This is a genomic window from Brachybacterium hainanense (assembly GCF_042434575.1).
GTDB classification, from domain to species: domain Bacteria; phylum Actinomycetota; class Actinomycetes; order Actinomycetales; family Dermabacteraceae; genus Brachybacterium; species Brachybacterium hainanense.
Map to the genome: position 1 here is coordinate 113435 of NZ_JBHLSV010000005.1, position 14639 is coordinate 128073.

General features: G+C 71.2%; 15 protein-coding genes. 3 read left to right on the forward strand and 12 right to left on the reverse strand.

The genetic code is table 11. The annotated features are described in order from the left end of the window. Positions 1-62 precede the first annotated feature (62 nt). From ACFFF6_RS05510 to ACFFF6_RS05565, 12 genes are all read right to left on the reverse strand, one after another. Positions 63-878, reverse strand: a complete 816-nt coding sequence (locus ACFFF6_RS05510) for a F0F1 ATP synthase subunit delta (protein WP_376978963.1) — start codon at positions 876-878, stop codon at positions 63-65. A 9-nt stretch (positions 879-887) separates the two neighbouring features. Next, complete coding sequence (locus ACFFF6_RS05515) at positions 888-1427, reverse strand: F0F1 ATP synthase subunit B (RefSeq protein WP_376978965.1); 540 nt, start codon at positions 1425-1427, stop codon at positions 888-890. Between the two features lie 10 nt (positions 1428-1437). Continuing rightward, positions 1438-1677: an ATP synthase F0 subunit C gene (gene atpE / locus ACFFF6_RS05520; protein ID WP_038369940.1), complete on the reverse strand. Its 240-nt coding sequence runs from the start codon at positions 1675-1677 to the stop codon at positions 1438-1440. A 79-nt stretch (positions 1678-1756) separates the two neighbouring features. Continuing rightward, the gene (gene atpB, locus ACFFF6_RS05525; RefSeq protein WP_376979324.1) at positions 1757-2575 is read right to left on the reverse strand and encodes a F0F1 ATP synthase subunit A; all 819 of its coding nucleotides are present in this window, start codon (positions 2573-2575) and stop codon (positions 1757-1759) included. A gap of 242 nt (positions 2576-2817) precedes the next feature. Beyond that, the gene (locus ACFFF6_RS05530; RefSeq protein ID WP_376978967.1) at positions 2818-3303 is read right to left on the reverse strand and encodes a Cg1360 family ATP-synthase-associated protein; all 486 of its coding nucleotides are present in this window, start codon (positions 3301-3303) and stop codon (positions 2818-2820) included. After that, on the reverse strand, positions 3290-4414 hold the full coding sequence (locus ACFFF6_RS05535; protein WP_376978969.1) for an MraY family glycosyltransferase: 1125 nt from the start codon (positions 4412-4414) through the stop codon (positions 3290-3292). Before ACFFF6_RS05535 ends, ACFFF6_RS05530 begins: the two co-directional genes overlap by 14 nt. Next, positions 4411-5388, reverse strand: coding sequence for an L-threonylcarbamoyladenylate synthase (locus ACFFF6_RS05540; RefSeq protein WP_376978971.1), 978 nt, complete (start codon positions 5386-5388; stop codon positions 4411-4413). Before ACFFF6_RS05540 ends, ACFFF6_RS05535 begins: the two co-directional genes overlap by 4 nt. After that, on the reverse strand, positions 5385-6326 hold the full coding sequence (prmC, locus tag ACFFF6_RS05545; RefSeq protein WP_376978972.1) for a peptide chain release factor N(5)-glutamine methyltransferase: 942 nt from the start codon (positions 6324-6326) through the stop codon (positions 5385-5387). The genes ACFFF6_RS05540 and prmC overlap by 4 nt, the downstream gene beginning before the upstream one ends. Beyond that, the gene (gene prfA / locus ACFFF6_RS05550; protein WP_376978974.1) at positions 6323-7441 is read right to left on the reverse strand and encodes a peptide chain release factor 1; all 1119 of its coding nucleotides are present in this window, start codon (positions 7439-7441) and stop codon (positions 6323-6325) included. Before prfA ends, prmC begins: the two co-directional genes overlap by 4 nt. Positions 7442-7545: 104 nt before the next feature. Next, on the reverse strand, positions 7546-7758 hold the full coding sequence (rpmE, locus tag ACFFF6_RS05555; protein WP_376978976.1) for a 50S ribosomal protein L31: 213 nt from the start codon (positions 7756-7758) through the stop codon (positions 7546-7548). Positions 7759-7909: 151 nt separating this feature from the next. Continuing rightward, positions 7910-8950: a LacI family DNA-binding transcriptional regulator gene (locus ACFFF6_RS05560; RefSeq protein ID WP_376978978.1), complete on the reverse strand. Its 1041-nt coding sequence runs from the start codon at positions 8948-8950 to the stop codon at positions 7910-7912. Between the two features lie 19 nt (positions 8951-8969). Continuing rightward, positions 8970-10997: an aldo/keto reductase gene (locus ACFFF6_RS05565; protein ID WP_376978980.1), complete on the reverse strand. Its 2028-nt coding sequence runs from the start codon at positions 10995-10997 to the stop codon at positions 8970-8972. A 269-nt stretch (positions 10998-11266) separates the two neighbouring features. Here ACFFF6_RS05565 and ACFFF6_RS05570 point away from each other — a divergent pair, with 269 nt between their 5' ends. The 3 genes from ACFFF6_RS05570 to ACFFF6_RS05580 are packed head-to-tail and all read left to right on the forward strand — an operon-like array spanning position 11267 to position 14510. Beyond that, entirely contained in the window at positions 11267-12634 is a 1368-nt protein-coding gene (locus ACFFF6_RS05570) for an ABC transporter substrate-binding protein (RefSeq protein WP_376978982.1), read from the forward strand. Further along, entirely contained in the window at positions 12631-13599 is a 969-nt protein-coding gene (locus tag ACFFF6_RS05575; RefSeq protein ID WP_376978984.1) for a carbohydrate ABC transporter permease, read from the forward strand. Before ACFFF6_RS05570 ends, ACFFF6_RS05575 begins: the two co-directional genes overlap by 4 nt. Further along, positions 13596-14510 (forward strand): carbohydrate ABC transporter permease, encoded by a 915-nt coding sequence (locus tag ACFFF6_RS05580; RefSeq protein WP_376978986.1) that lies wholly within the window; start codon positions 13596-13598, stop codon positions 14508-14510. Before ACFFF6_RS05575 ends, ACFFF6_RS05580 begins: the two co-directional genes overlap by 4 nt. Positions 14511-14639 lie beyond the last annotated feature (129 nt).

Consider the following 14639-nt stretch of genomic DNA (forward strand, 5'->3'; position numbering starts at 1 on the left):
GGTGTTCCCGTCGCTGCGGGAGATGGGATGTCGTGTGGTTTCCTGTGCCCGGGACGCAGCGGTCAGGACACCAGGTGGGCGCGGGCCTGGGCCAGGCGCGCGAGGACGGTCGCGTCGAACAGGTCGTCACCCACATGGATGCGCAGACCGCCCACGACGTCGGGATTGACCTCGAGGTTCATCTGCACCTCGCGACCATAGGTGCGGGCGAGGACGGCTCCGAGGCGGGAGACCTGCTGCGCATCCAGCGGACGGGAGCTCTCGACGACGGCGAGCAGGCGGCTGCGTCGTTCCGAGGCGAACTCCGCGAACTCGCGCACCCGGCGGGCGGGCTTGAGCTCGCTGCGGCGGGAGACCGCACGACGCGCCAGGGCGAGGGTGAGCCGGTGCGCGCTGCGCTCGAGCAGGTTCGCCACCACCGCGCCGCGCACGGCGGGGTCCTCGCGGGCGTCGTCGAAGGCCGAGGAGAGCTCGGCGCTGTCGTCGATGACCCGGGAGGTCTGGAAGAGCTCCTCCTCGACCTGGCCCAGCACGCCCTCGCGGTCCGCCTGGTCGAGCAGCGCGAGCACGCCCAGCTCTTCCAGCGCGTCGAGGATGTCCTCCTGCTCGGACCAGCGCCGACGCACGACCTCGAGCGCCAGACCGAAAGCGACCTGGCCGACCCTGCCGGTCAGCAGCGTGCGGACCGCGGCCTCCTTCACCTCGGCGTCGCGACCGGAGTCGCTCAGCAGACGCACGAGCTGATTGCTGGAGTCGATCGCGTCGGCGATCGCGAACAGTTCGTCCGCGGTGCTCTCCAGGGAGACCCCGTCCGCCCGGAAGGCGGATTCGGCCTGCTGGATGACCTCGGAGAACGAGGTGGAGGAGATTCCTCGCATCACTGGTCCTTATCGGGTGGCGGTCTGGCTCGACTCGAGGTCTGCCAGGAACCTGTCGATCACACGGCGCGAGCGCTCGTCGTCGGTGAGGGCCTCGCCGACGATCTTCGAGGCGAGGTCGCTCGCGAGCGACCCGACCTCGCTGTGCAGCTGGGCGGAAGCGGTCTGGCGCTCGGCGCTCAGCTGCTGACGTCCGGTGGCGAGGACGCGCTCGGCCTCGGCCTCGGCCTGCGCCTTGGCCTCCTCGACGATGCGGGCACCGTCCTGGCGCGCCTTCTCGCGGATCTCGGCGGCCTCCTTGCGGGCGGCGGCGAGCTCCTGCTCCTGGGTGGACTTCAGCTCGGCGACCTGCTGCTGGGCCTCCTCGGCCTTCTTCAGCCCGCCCTCGATCTTCTCCGCGCGCTCGTCGAGCACCGCGTTCAGACGGGGCAGGACGAACTTCATGAAGACCAGCGCGAAGATCAGGACGAAGATGAGCGTCCAGATGATCTCAGAGGGCGCAGGGATGAGCAGCCGGGTACCGGAGACTTCTCCTTCGGCGAAGATCATCAGGTGGGCCTCAGGCCGTTCCGCCGAAGATGAGGCCGGTGACGATGGCCAGGAGCGTCAGGATCTCGGTGAAGGCGATACCGATGAACATGGTGGTCTGGAGCTGGCTGCGCAGCTCGGGCTGGCGAGCGGTCGCCTCGGCGGTCTTGCCGACGATGATGCCGATGCCGATGCCGGGGCCGATCGCGGCGATGCCGTAGCCGATGGATGCGACGTTGCCGGAGAGCTCCGAGAGAATCATCGGGTCCACAGGGTTTCCTTTCGTTGTGCCGCCCGGACGGGCGGCGGACAGGGTCGTGCGAGGGGGACGGAAGGTTCGAAGGGCCGCGTCAGTGCTCGTGCGAGGTGGCCATCTGGATGTACACCGCGGAGAGCATCGTGAAGATGAAGGCCTGGAGGGCGGCGACGAAGATCTCGAAGCCGTAGATGCCGATCGCGAGGGCTCCGGTGAAGGGGGCGCCGACGAGGAGGATGCTCCCCGAGAACAGCAGCCCCTGGGTCAGGCCGATGAACACCACGAGCATGATGTGGCCGGCGACCATGTTCGCCAGGAGTCGGATCGTGAGCGAGGCCCAGCGGATCAGGACGACCTGGAGGAACTCGATCGGCACCAGGAGCAGGTAGATCGGCTTCGGGACGCCGGGGGGCATGGTCTCGTGCTTGAGGTAGCCGGCGAACCCGTGCACCTTGACGCCGGAGACGACGTAGGTGACGAAGGTCCACAGGGCGAGCACCAGCGGCACGCCGATCACGGAGGTGCCGGCGAGGTTCAGGCCGGGGATCACGCCGGCGAGGTTCATCGTCAGGATGAGGAAGAACAGCGTCGTGAGCATGGGCGCGAAGCGCTTGCCCTCGCGCAGGCCCAGCGTGTTCTGGATGATCGTGTTGTTCACGAAGTCGAGGAGGAGCTCGACGATGCTCTGGCTGCGGCCCGGGACGAGCTTGGCGCGCGAGGCGATGATGCTCAGCACGATCAGCACGACGGCGATCATGATCAGCCGCACGAGCTGCACGCGGTTGAACTCGAGCGGCGTCCCCGCGAAGAGGATCGCGTCCGGGAAGAACTCCGCGAGAGACGGGATGTGGAAGAGCTCTCCGTCGCCTTCTGCGTACAGGGCCGGAATGACGTCTGCGGTGTTCAGCTCGATCTCCCAGGTCGTCGGCCCCGCGCGGTGGCACGGGGGCGGCTGTCATTGATTGTCCGGCACCGGTGTCGGAGACGGCCGGAGCGATGCTCCGCATGCGTCGCAGAGGGCTCCCAGCACCGACGGGCCCGCTCCCAGGAGGAGGGTCGTCACACGGCGCGCGAGGCGCGCCGATGATGTGGTTTTCAGGGGGCCGCGGAGCCCTCGGGGGCCTCACAACGCACACTGATGAGCATAACAGAATGTCAGGATCGGACCGACGGCGGTTCGACCTCCAGACGGGCCCGTCCGCGCAGGAGGAGCAGGGCTTCGGCGACCGCCGCCGCCACCGCTCCGGCGAGGAGGGCGATGCCGATCCAGGGCCGTGAGATGCTCGTCGCATCCTGGAGGAGCGCAAGCACGATGATCAGCACGAACATCTTGACAAGCCACGCCCCGACGAGAAGGGCGGCGCTCACCATGACCTCCCGGTCGCGCGTGATGCGCGCGGTGACCAGTGTGGGGACTGTCACGACCAGGGCGAGGCCGGACCCGATCAGCGCACCGTGGAGCTCCGGCCGCCCGAGGGCGAGGGCGGCGATCGCGATGATCACGAGATCGATGAGGATCCCGACCCCGACCGCGGCGAGGAGCGCCCGCTGGATGCGGTTCTGGTTGCCCCGACGGACCTCCGCCGCGGTCTCGGCGGGGACGGATCCGTCCGGCGCGCGGTCGTCGTCAGTGCTGGGCATCGGCGGGCTCCTTCCGGGAGCGCTTGAGGAGACGGGTGAGCGGGCCGATGGTGACCGCGAGGGCGAAGCCGCCGCCGATCACCCAGAAGGCGACGGAGGTGCGCACGTCGAGGAAGACGGGCAGGAGCAGGCCCACGCAGACCACGACGGTCCAGGTGTACATGATGAGGACGGCGCCGCGCTTGGAGTGCCCGAGCGCGAGCAGACGATGGTGCAGGTGCAGCGCATCGGCGTGGAACGGGGACTTGCCGGAACCGATCCGCCGCACCACCGCGAGCGCGAAGTCGAGGAACGGGACGAACATGACGCCGATCGGCAGGAGGATCGGGAGGAACTGGCCGAAGACGTCCGCCCCCGACAGACGCGCGGGATCGACCTGGCCGGTGACCGTGATCGTGGAGGTCGCCAGCAGGAGGCCCAGGAGCATCGAGCCCGAGTCGCCCATGAAGATCCGAGCCCGGTCGAGGTTGTGGGGCAGGAAGCCCAGACAGGCGCCGATGAGGATCGCGGTCACGAGCGCGGCGAGGGAGGAGAAGTCGGTGGCGCTCGCGGTGCGCGTGAGCAGATACGCGTAGATGAAGAACGCCGTCCCGCCGATCGCCATCACCCCGGCCGCGAGCCCGTCGAGCCCGTCCACGAAGTTCACGGCGTTCATGCTCACCACCACGACCAGCACCGTGAGGATGAGCGCCCCGCGCGGCGACAGGAGCATCACCCCGTTGATCGGCAGGGAGACCAGCTGGACGCCCTGCCAGGCGAGCAGCACGGCCGCGAGGATCTGGCCGGCGAGCTTGGTCAGCCAGTCGAGGTCCCATTTGTCGTCCGCCGCGCCCAGGAGGCAGACCAGCGCCCCGGCGACGAGGATCGCCCAGGGCTGGCCGCTGTCCTCGAAGAGCCCCTCGAGGAACGGAACCCGGCTCGCCACCAGCATCGCCGCGGTGACGCCGAGCAGCATCGCCACGCCGCCCCAGCGCGGGGTGACCACGTCGTGCATGTCGCGGGCGCGGACGGCGGTCATCGCCCCGGCGCGCCGGGCCAGCAGCCGCACCGCCGGAGTGGTGAGGAAGGTCACCGCCGCGCTGAGCAGCAGGAGGAAGAGGTAGACCCTCACCCGGCTGCGGCGGAGCCGGGCGCGGGATCGGCGTCCTCAGAGGGCAGCGCGAGCGCTCCGGCAGGGTCGGCCCCCGCCGGTGCAGGGGTCGGCGCGGCCCCCTCGGAGGGGGACGCGGCGGCGTCCGCCGAGGGCGTCCCCTCCGGCACGGGATCACCGGCGGGGTCCTCCGCGGGGAGCGCGAGGCCCGCCGCCGGCGCCGGCTCCTCGGTCCGGTCCTCGGAGGCGCCGGCCTCCGCGGAGTCCTCCCCGGGCTCGGTCTCCCGCGAGGAGGCGGCGCCGTCCGCCGGGGCGGCGTCCGTCACCTCGTCGTCCTGCGCGGCGGGCGGCTCGGGCGCCGTGAAGATGTCGCCCACCGCGGCGATGATCGCCTCGCGGCTGATCGCGCCCTCGCGGACGATCTCCGCGGGGTCGACGGTGGTGTCGATGATCGTCGAGGCCTCGCCGATCCGTGCGGGCCCGCCGTCGAGGTAGACCTCGACGGAGTCCCCCAGCTGGGTCGCGGCGTCCAGCACGCTCAGAGCGGCGCTCCTCCCGGAGCGGTTGGCACTCGAGACGGCCAGCGGTCCGGTGCCGCGAAGCACCTCGAGGGCGACCTCGTCGTCGGGCATGCGCAGGGCGACGGTGCCGCGGGTCTCCCCCAGGTCCCAGGTGAGCGAGGGCTGGGCCGTGAGGATCAGGGTGAGCGCGCCGGGCCAGAAGGCGTCGGCGAGGTCCTCGACGTAGTCCGGGAGGTCCACCGCGAGCGCGAGGAGCACCGCCTGGTCGCCGATCAGCACGGGCGGGGGCATGTCCCGGCCGCGGCCCTTGGCGTCCAGCAGGGCCTGCACGGCATCCGGGCTGAAGGCATCGGCGCCGATGCCGTAGACGGTGTCCGTGGGCAGGACGATCAGCTTGCCGTCGCGCACGGCGGAGACGGCGGCCTCGAGCGCACCGGGACGCGTCTCCTCGTTCTGGGTGTCGTAAACGCTCACGCGCTCATCCTCTCATCTCGTGACGATCCGTCTCCGGCCGATCCGTCCCGTCCGCGCACGGCGACGAGGAAGCGGTCGCGGCCCGTGAGGTCGCGCTGCGTGCGCACCCGGACGAAGGATCCGCTCGCGTGCGCGAGCTCGCGGGTCGCCGGGCCCTGCACATCGGCATGCTCCATGACGAGCAGCCCTCCGGGACGCAGGAGGTCCGCGGCGCGGTCGAGGACCGCGCGCGGGATCTCGAGGCCGTCCTCCCCTCCCCCGTACAGGGCGAGCTCGGGATCATGGCGCAGCACCTCCTCCTCGCGGGGCACCTGTCCGGCAGGGATGTACGGCGGGTTCGAGAGCACGGCGTCGACCGGTCCGGGGAGCGCGGCGGTGCGCACGTCGCCCTCGCGGACCTCCCCGCGCGCCGGGTCGACGGCGGCGAGGTTGCACCGGGCGAGTCCGGCCGCCCGCGGGTCGCGCTCGAGGGCGAGCACCCGCACCCGGGGCATCTCGTCGAGCACGGCAGCGGCGATCGCGCCGCTGCCGGTGCAGAGGTCGATCACCTGCGCGACCTCGGCGGTACGGGCATGGTCGAGCAGGATGTCGACCATGAGCTCGGTCTCCGGTCGGGGGATGAACACGCCGGCGAGCACCTCGAGCTCGAGGCGGCGGAACGGCGCGGTGCCGAGGATCAGCTGGAGGGGCTCGCGGGCCTCGCGCCGGCGCACGAGCTGCTCGAGCACCGCCTCGAAGCCCTCCGGCAGCTCCTCGACCAGCAGCAGATGCGCGGGATCGCCGGCCGCGCGGGAGAGCAGGGCGCGCGCGTCCACGGAGGGGCTCGGGACGCCCGCGAGGGCAAGCCGCTGCGAGACGCGTCCCAGGGCCGCGCGCAGCAGCGGCCCCGTCCCGAGGTCCCGCCGGTCCGCGGGGCGCGCCTGCTCCGGGGTGCTCATCGGCCTTCCTCCGTCCCGGCCGCCAGGCGGGCCTCGCGCTCGGCGCGACGGGAGGACTCGATCACCGCGTCCAGGTCCCCGGCGAGCACCTGGTCGAGGTTGTTGGCCTTGTACCCGGTGCGGTGATCGGCCACCCGGGACTCGGGGAAGTTGTAGGTGCGGATCCGCTCGGAGCGGTCGACGGTGCGCACCTGGGCCCTGCGTGTCGCCGAGGCCTCGGCGTCCTGCGCCGCGTGATGGGCGTCCAGCAGGCGCGAGCGCAGGATCCGCATGGCCTGCTCCCGGTTCTGCAGCTGGCTCTTCTCGTTCTGGCAGGAGACGACGATCCCGCTGGGCAGGTGCGTGATCCGCACCGCGGAGTCGGTCGTGTTGACGCTCTGGCCGCCCGGTCCGGAGGAGCGGTAGACGTCCACGCGCAGGTTCGCGGGGGCGAGGGCATCGGCGAGCAGCTCGGCCTCGTCGGTCTCATCGGCCTCGGGGATCACGAGCACCCCGACCGCGGAGGTGTGGATGCGCCCTGCCGACTCGGTGACCGGCACGCGCTGGACCCGGTGCACTCCGGCCTCGTGCTTCAGATGCGCCCAGACGCCGTCGGCCGGGGCGGCGGCGCCCCGGGCCCGGATGGACACGGTCACGTCCTTGATCCCGCCGAGGTCCGAGGCGTTCTCGTCGAGGATCTCGAGCGTCCAGCCGCGGGCGCTCGCGTACTGCCGGTACATGCGCAGCATCTGGGCGGCGAAGAGCGCGGACTCCTCTCCCCCGGCGCCGGCCTTGATCTCCATCAGCACGTCGCGCCCGTCGTCGGGATCGCGCGGTGCCAGCAGCTCCTCGATCTCGCCGACGAGGAGCGCCTCCTGCTCCTCGAGCTCGTGGGCCTCCGCCGTGAAGTCGGGATCCTCGGCGGCGAGCTCGCGGGCGGTGCGCAGGTCCCCGCGGACGGCCCGCAGCGCATCGGCCCGCGAGACGATCGCCTCGAGCTCCGCGTAGCGCCGTCCCACCCGGCGTGCCCGAGCCGCGTCCCCGTGCAGCGCGGGGTCCGCCATCTCCTGCTGCAGGCGCGTGTGCTCCCCGCGCAGCTCCCCCAGCTCGGTGAGGGGATCGGATGCGGCGTCCATGGGGCTCCTCGCGGGTGCGGGCTGATGTCGGGGCGGGATGACCGTCGGGTGCAGACACGACGACGCCGACGATCCCGCAGGATCGTCGGCGTCGGTCGGATGGCTTACTTGGCCTTCTTGCCGTAGCGGGCCTCGAAGCGGGCCACGCGGCCGCCGGTGTCGAGGATCTTCTGCTTGCCCGTGTAGAACGGGTGGCACGCGGAGCACACCTCGGTGCTGATGGCACCGTCGGTCTTGGTGCTGCGGGTCGTGAACGAGTTGCCGCAGGTGCAGGTCACCTGGGTCACGACGTACGCGGGATGGATCTCGGCCTTCATATCGTCTCCTCAGCAAGGGTCGCTGGGTCGGCGCCCGGCGGGCGTCGTGAACCAGAACCGCCGATCAGTGTGCCACGGGCGGGCCCCGCAGCGGAACCGTGTTCGCCACGAGGTGACGAACCTCCTGCCGCGGCGGCCTGCACCCATGCGCTCAGGCGGATTCGCGCAGGACCAGCCGGTAGCGATGCCGCCGCAGGGTCGCCGCCCCGTCCGCGCCCCCGTCCGCCGGGATGCTGTGCTCGTAGATCCCGATCGCCAGGTCGACGGCGTGGCGGGCGATCTCCGCGGCGTCGGTCGCGAGGGTCGTCAGCGTCGGCGTGACCAGCGTTCCCAGGGCGAGGCCGTCCATCCCGACGACCCGGACGTCCTCGGGCACGCGCAGGCCGCGCAGGCGCAGGGACCGCAGGAGCTCGAGGGCGAGCCGGTCGTTGAAGGCGAGCAGAGCGTCGACCGGGCCGTCCGCACGGCCCGGGTCCAGCAGACGGTCCAGCGCCTGCTCTCGGCCGTCCCTCGTCGCGCCGCGACCTGTCTCGTCGGTGAGGACCTCGAGCGCGATCCGAGACGCCCCGGCGGAGAGCAGCGCCCGGCGCAGGAGCCGCGCCCGTCCGCTCGGGCCGCCCGAGGAGGTGGCGTCGACGATGGCGGGACGGACCACGCCGACGCCGAGCAGGTGCGCGGCGAGCTCCTCCGCGCCGCGGGAGAGGTCCAGCACGATCCGGCCGCAGCGCGGATCGGCATCCTCGGGGGCGTCCAGCAGGACCACGGGCACCGCAGCGTTCGCGGGGGCGGCCTCGCCGATCGGGTCGTAGCCGATCAGCACGTCGACCCGCTCCCCGAGGCTGCCGCCCGGACCGGCCTCGACGTTGTCCTCCGCGAAGATCACGGACCAGCCGCGCCCTGCGGCCTCCCGGATGAGGGCGGTCGCGAGCTCGGAGAAGAAGGCGTTGGTCAGGTCGGTGACCAGCAGACCGATCACCCGCGACTCCGTGTGCACGAGGGCGCGCCCGGATCGCGAGGGCCGGTACGCGAGCTCCTGCGCGGCGGCGAGCACCCGGTCCCGGGTGGTGGGACTGATGCCGGGCATGGAGTTCATCGCCCGGGTGACGGTCTGGCGGGAGACGCCCGCGCGGCGGGCGACGTCGATGATGGTGGCCCGCCGGACCGGGCGGGGCCCGGCGGGCTCACGTGTCATCGGACCATCACAGCACGGATCAGCGGGTCTCGCGACGCAGATCGAGCCAGGCGACCTCCGCCTCGTTCAGCTCGACGCCGAGGCCGAGCGTCGAGGAGCGCATCTCGGCGATGCTCCGGGGACCGAACAGCGGGAAGGTCGGGAAGGGCTGGGCGAGGACGAAGGCGAGGGCCACCGCGGTCGCCGGCACCCCCCGCTCCGCGCCGAGCTCCTCCGCGCGCGCGAGCCGCTCGAAGTTGTCGTCGCTGTAGTAGCACCGCACGAGCTCCGCATCGGAGCGGTCCTCGGGCCGGGCGCGGCCGGTGAAGAAGCCGCGCGCCTGGGAGGACCAGGGCAGCAGGGCGATCCCGCGCTCGGTCAGCCACGCCTTCGACTCCGGATCGGTCGCGTGCTCGCAGCCGGCCCACGGGACGTCCAGGGCGCGGGCGAGGCCGAAGTGGTTGGACAGGATGCTGAAGCCCTGCTTGCCGTTCCGCCGCGCGTACGCGTTGGCCTCGTCCACGCGGGCCGGCGTCCAGTTGGAGCCGCCGAAGGCCCGGATGCGCCCGGCTCGGTAGTGCTCGTCCAGCACGTCGACGAACTCCCCGACGGGGACCTCGAGGTTGTCGCGGTGCATCATGTACAGGTCCGCGTAGTCGGTGCCCTGGCGCTCGAGGGACTCCTCGAGCTGTCGGCTGATCGACTCCGGATCGCAGTGCGGGGTGTGCGCGCCCTTGGTGATGACGACGACGTCCTCGCGCACGCCCCGGTTGTTCACCCACCGCCCCAGCAGCCTCTCGCAGTAGCCGCCGCCGTAGATGTAGGCGGTGTCGAAGGTGGTGCCGCCGATCTCGTAGAAGGCGTCGAACATGGCGGAGGCGTGCGCGAGGTTCATCTGGTTGTCGCAGCCCATGACCAGCCGGGAGATCTTCTTGTCGATCCCGGGGATCGTGCCGTAGGCCATGGGGACGCCCGCACCGGTGGGGACGGACGCGGGAGCGAGGGCACGACCGGTCAGGGTGGGGATGTCGGCGTCGTCGCGCTCGAAGGGGTAGCGCAGGCCGATCTGCTCGCGCCAGGCGTCGAGCGCCCGCGCCTGCCCGAGGGATCCGAGCGCAGGGAGCTCGGGGACCTCCGGGTGCTCGCCGCCGGTCTCGGCCGCATCGGCGAGGGCATCGGCCTCGAGCGCGTAGGAGTACGACAGCGGGATCTCGAGCCGCTGCGGCTCCTGGCCGACCACGTCCAGCTCGATGATCTGCTGCTCGGTCAGGGCCCACGGATCCGACAAGCGGATCACGCCGCGGGAGCCGGTGATCGTCGCGGACTGCGGATCCGACAGGCGCACGCCGGTGCGCAGGCTCGCGGTGATGCCGCCGGGCAGCTCGAGCTCGGCGGTCGCCCATTCGTCCACGCCGGTCTCGCCGAGGGCGCCGTGGGCGGTGAGCCTCGTCGGCTCGGCGAAGGGCGTCCCGGCGACGGCGCCCGCGACGAAACGGGCGAAGGACAGCGGGTAGCAGCCCACGTCGAGGATGCCGCCGCCGGCGGTGTCCACCTCGAACAGGCGGCCGCTGCGGCCGCCCGTGTCGAAGGCGAAGGAGGCATCGACGTGCGTGACCTCGCCGATCGCGCCCTCGGCCACGAGCTCGAGGACCTTCACGGTCTGGGGGTGGAAGCGATACATGTACGCCTCGAGCAGGACCTTCCCGCTGCGGGCGGCGAGGTCCAGCAGCGCCATGGAGGTCCCGGAGTTCGGGGTCAGCGGCTTCTCGCACAGGACGTGCTTGCCGGCCTCGAGCGCCGCGGCGGCCAGACGCGCGTGCCCGGTGTGGACGGTCGAGATGTAGACGGCGTCGACCTCCGGGGAGGCGAGCACGTCCTCGTAGGAGCCGATCAGCGCGGGCGCGGCGAGGGGGAACTCCTCCGCGAAGGCGCCTGCGCGCTCCGCCGAGGAGCTGCCGACGGCGACGAGGACGCCGCGCTGGGAACGAGGGAGCTGGCCGGCGAAGCGGCGGGCGATGGAGCCGGGGCCGAGCACGGCCCAGCGGAACGGACGGGCGGTGGAGCTCATGAAGACGTGTCGTCCTTCGCGAAGTGGGGGCTGCGGATCGTGGACGGCGACCCCTCCTCGGGTCGTGAACGTTCACGGATCGTCACGCTATCGCCAATCCCAACCGGGGCACAAGCCCTCCCGAGCTCGCCATGGAGCCCCCGATGAGACCGCGCCCCGAGGGCGCGCCCCCTGACCGAGGCGTTGACGCGAGGAACCGCCCCTGCCATGATCTGGGTCACCCGTGAACGTTCACGGTCCCCCGACACCACTCGATGAGGAGGGTGTGCATGCCCCCGTCCCGACTCCCCCGACCTGAACCCCGATCGTCCGGTCTCGCCCGCGCGGCGAGCACCCCGTCGCTGCGGCGCCCCAGCCGCCGCAGCCTTCTGCACGGCGCCGCCGGCCTGCTGGGGGCCGGTTCCCTCGCTCCCGCCCTCACCGGCTGCGGCTCCCCGGAGTCGATCTCCGAGGACCCCGAGGAGCTCGTGCTCTGGTACTGGGACCGCTCGGCGAGCCCGGTCCTGCTCGAGCAGGCCGCCGAGCAGATCCCGGGGACGTCCAAGCGGCTGCGCGCGGACGTGATCGGCACCAGCTTCGACACCAAGCTGCGCACGAGCCTCGCCGGCAGCGCCTACATCCCGGACATCACCTACATCAACTCCAACAACGCCCTCTACTTCCGCAACGAGGACATGTTCCTGGACCTCGACGAGCTCGGCGCCCAGGACGTCAAGGACGACTATTACCCGTGGAAGTGGGACCTGGGTCTCACCCCCACCGGCCGTTTCTGCTTCTTCCCGCTCGACATCGGCCCCACCGGGTTCTTCTACCGCAAGGACGTCTTCGAGGACGCCGGTCTGCCCTCGGACCCCGAGGAGGTCGCGGCCGAGACCACGACCTGGGAGGCCTGGATCGCGCTGGGCACCGCCCTCCACGCGGCGACCGGATCGTTCCTCGTCAACAACGCGGCGAACGTCTACACGGCGGTGCTCGACTCGAGCCCCGAGCGGTACTTCGATGCGGACGACGCCCCGCTGTACATCCGCAGCGGGTCCGCCGTCCGCGGGGCATGGGACACGGCCGTCTCCGCGATCGAGGCCGGCATCACCGCGAAGATCCCCACCGACCGGGACACGGACCTCAACGCCGCCTGGACCAGCGGCCGCACTGCCGGGAACATCGGAGCCGCCTGGTGGACCCAGGTCCTCGCGGAGACGGCACCCGACACGGCCGGGGCGTGGCGGCTGGCCGCGCAGCCGGTCCGCGCGGGGAACAACGGCGGCTCCTTCGCCGCGATCCCCCGCACCTGCAAGGACCCCGAGGCCGCGATGGCCTGGATCCTCTGGAACAACTCCCCCGCCAACCAGGCCTTCACCTACGAGGACGTGCAGCTGTTCCCCTCGTGCCCCGCGAGCTTCGAGACGCTCTCCTCGCAGAGCGACTTCTTCGGCGGGCAGGATCCGCTCGAGTTCTTCTCGACCGCGGCGGAGACCGTGCCGAGCTCGTTCATCAGCACCTGGGAGACCCTCATCGGCTCGACCTTCACCACCGAGCTCGCGAACGTCGAGACCTCGGGGAAGGACCCCGAACGCGCCTGGGATGACGCGCTCGCCCAGGCCGAGCGGGTCCTCGCCAAGAGAGGGGTGGAGGCATGAGCGCCGCGCCGCAGGTCCCCTCCCCCGCCGTCCCGCCCACGGCGATCCGTCGCCGACGCGTCCTGCGCGAGCGACTGCCCATCTACCTGGCGATCTCCCCGTTCTTCCTCCTCTTCGCGATCTTCGGGCTGTTTCCCATCGTGTTCTCGATCGTGCTGTCCTTCACGGACTGGGACGGCATGGGCGACATCAGCTTCGTGGGGCTCGCCCAGTACACGTTCCTGCTGACCGACGCCCGGTTCTGGAACGCGGTCGGGAACACGTTCATCATCTGGTTCCTCTCGACGGTCCCCATGCTGTCCCTCGCGCTCGGGATCGCCTTCCTGCTCCACAGGAACATCCGCTTCACGAAGTTCTACCGGGTCGCCTACTTCCTGCCCAACGTCACCTCGATGGTGGCGATGGCGATCGTGTTCGGCTCCGTCTTCTCCGACACCTTCGGGCTCGTCAACTCCGCGCTGACCGCGCTCGGCCTGAGCTCCGTGCCCTGGCTCTCGAGCAGCCTGGGCATCAAGGTCACGATCGCCGTCATGGTCATCTGGCGGTTCACCGGGTACAACGCCATCATCTACCTCGCCGGGCTGCAGGCGATCCCCACGGATCTGTACGACGCCGCGGAGGTCGACGGGGCCAGCACCTGGCAGGTGTTCACCCGGGTGACCGTCCCGATGATGCGTCCGATCATCCTATTCACCGTCATCACCTCGACCATCGGCGGACTCAGCCTGTTCACCGAGCCCCAGGTGCTGCTGGGCGACGCGGGCGGTGCCGGCGAAGCCGGCATGACCATCGTCCTCTACCAGTACAACCAGGCGTTCACGCAGTTCGACTTCGGCTACGGCTCCGCGATCGCCTGGGCCCTGTTCCTCATCGCCGCCGTCTTCGCCGTCATCAACTGGCGTCTCGTCTCCGGCCGCGGAGACTCCTCGCCCCGACCGTCGCGCCGCAAGGAGGCCCGCCGATGAGCACCACCGCCCCTGTCCGGCCTTCCGGGACGGCTCCTCGCGATGCAGGCGTCGCGCCGTCCGCCCGCCGGTCCGAGCACCCGCGCGCGAGACGGCGCCTGGGCGCCCTTCTCACCCACGCCCTCGTGATCCTCGGCGTGATCCTGTCGATCTTCCCGTTCTACTGGCTGGTCGTGATGGCGACCAGCACGACCGCCGAGATCTTCGGGTATCCGCCCCGGCTCTGGTTCGGCAGCAGCTTCCTCGAGAACATCCGCAGCGTCGTCGAGAGCGTCGACCTGCTCGGGTCACTGCTGAACACCGTGATCGTCGCCGCATCGAGCGCGGTGCTGGTCATGTTTTTCGACTCCCTGGCCGCCTTCGCCTTCGCGAAGTTCGACTTCCCGGGGAAGAAGGCCCTGTTCGTCCTGCTCATCGCGACGATGCTCGTCCCCGGCAGCCTCTCGCTGGTCCCGAGCTTCATGCTCATGTCCTCCCTGGGCTGGGTGGGCTCGCTGCAGGCCCTGATCATCCCCGGCGCCGCCAACGCCTTCGGCATCTTCCTGCTCCGGCAGATGGCGGAGGGCTCGATCCCGGACGAGCTGGTCGAGTCCGCGCGCATCGACGGGGCGGGGTTCTTCCGCACCTACTGGAGCGTCGCGCTGCCGATGCTGCGCGGCGGCCTCGCGTTCCTCGGGATCTTCACGTTCATCGGCGCCTGGAACGACTACGTCTGGCCGCTGATCGTGCTGGTGGACCCGCAGCGGCAGACGCTGCAGACCGCGCTGCAGAATCTCAACTCGCTGTACCTGACCGACTACGGCATGGTCATGGCCGGAGCGCTCATCAGCGTCGTGCCGCTCATCATCGTGTTCGTCCTGGGCGCCCGGCACTTCATCGCGAACATCGCCGCCGGCGCGATCAAGGGCTGACCGGAAGCAGCCCCCTCGCTCGGGGCCGCTCCGCCGCCGGGGCGGGTGTCCCGGCGGAGGCTCGGAAGCACGAGCGCAGAGAGGGCCGATCTGGTTCAGAACGCTGGGCATCTGAACCGGATCGGCCCT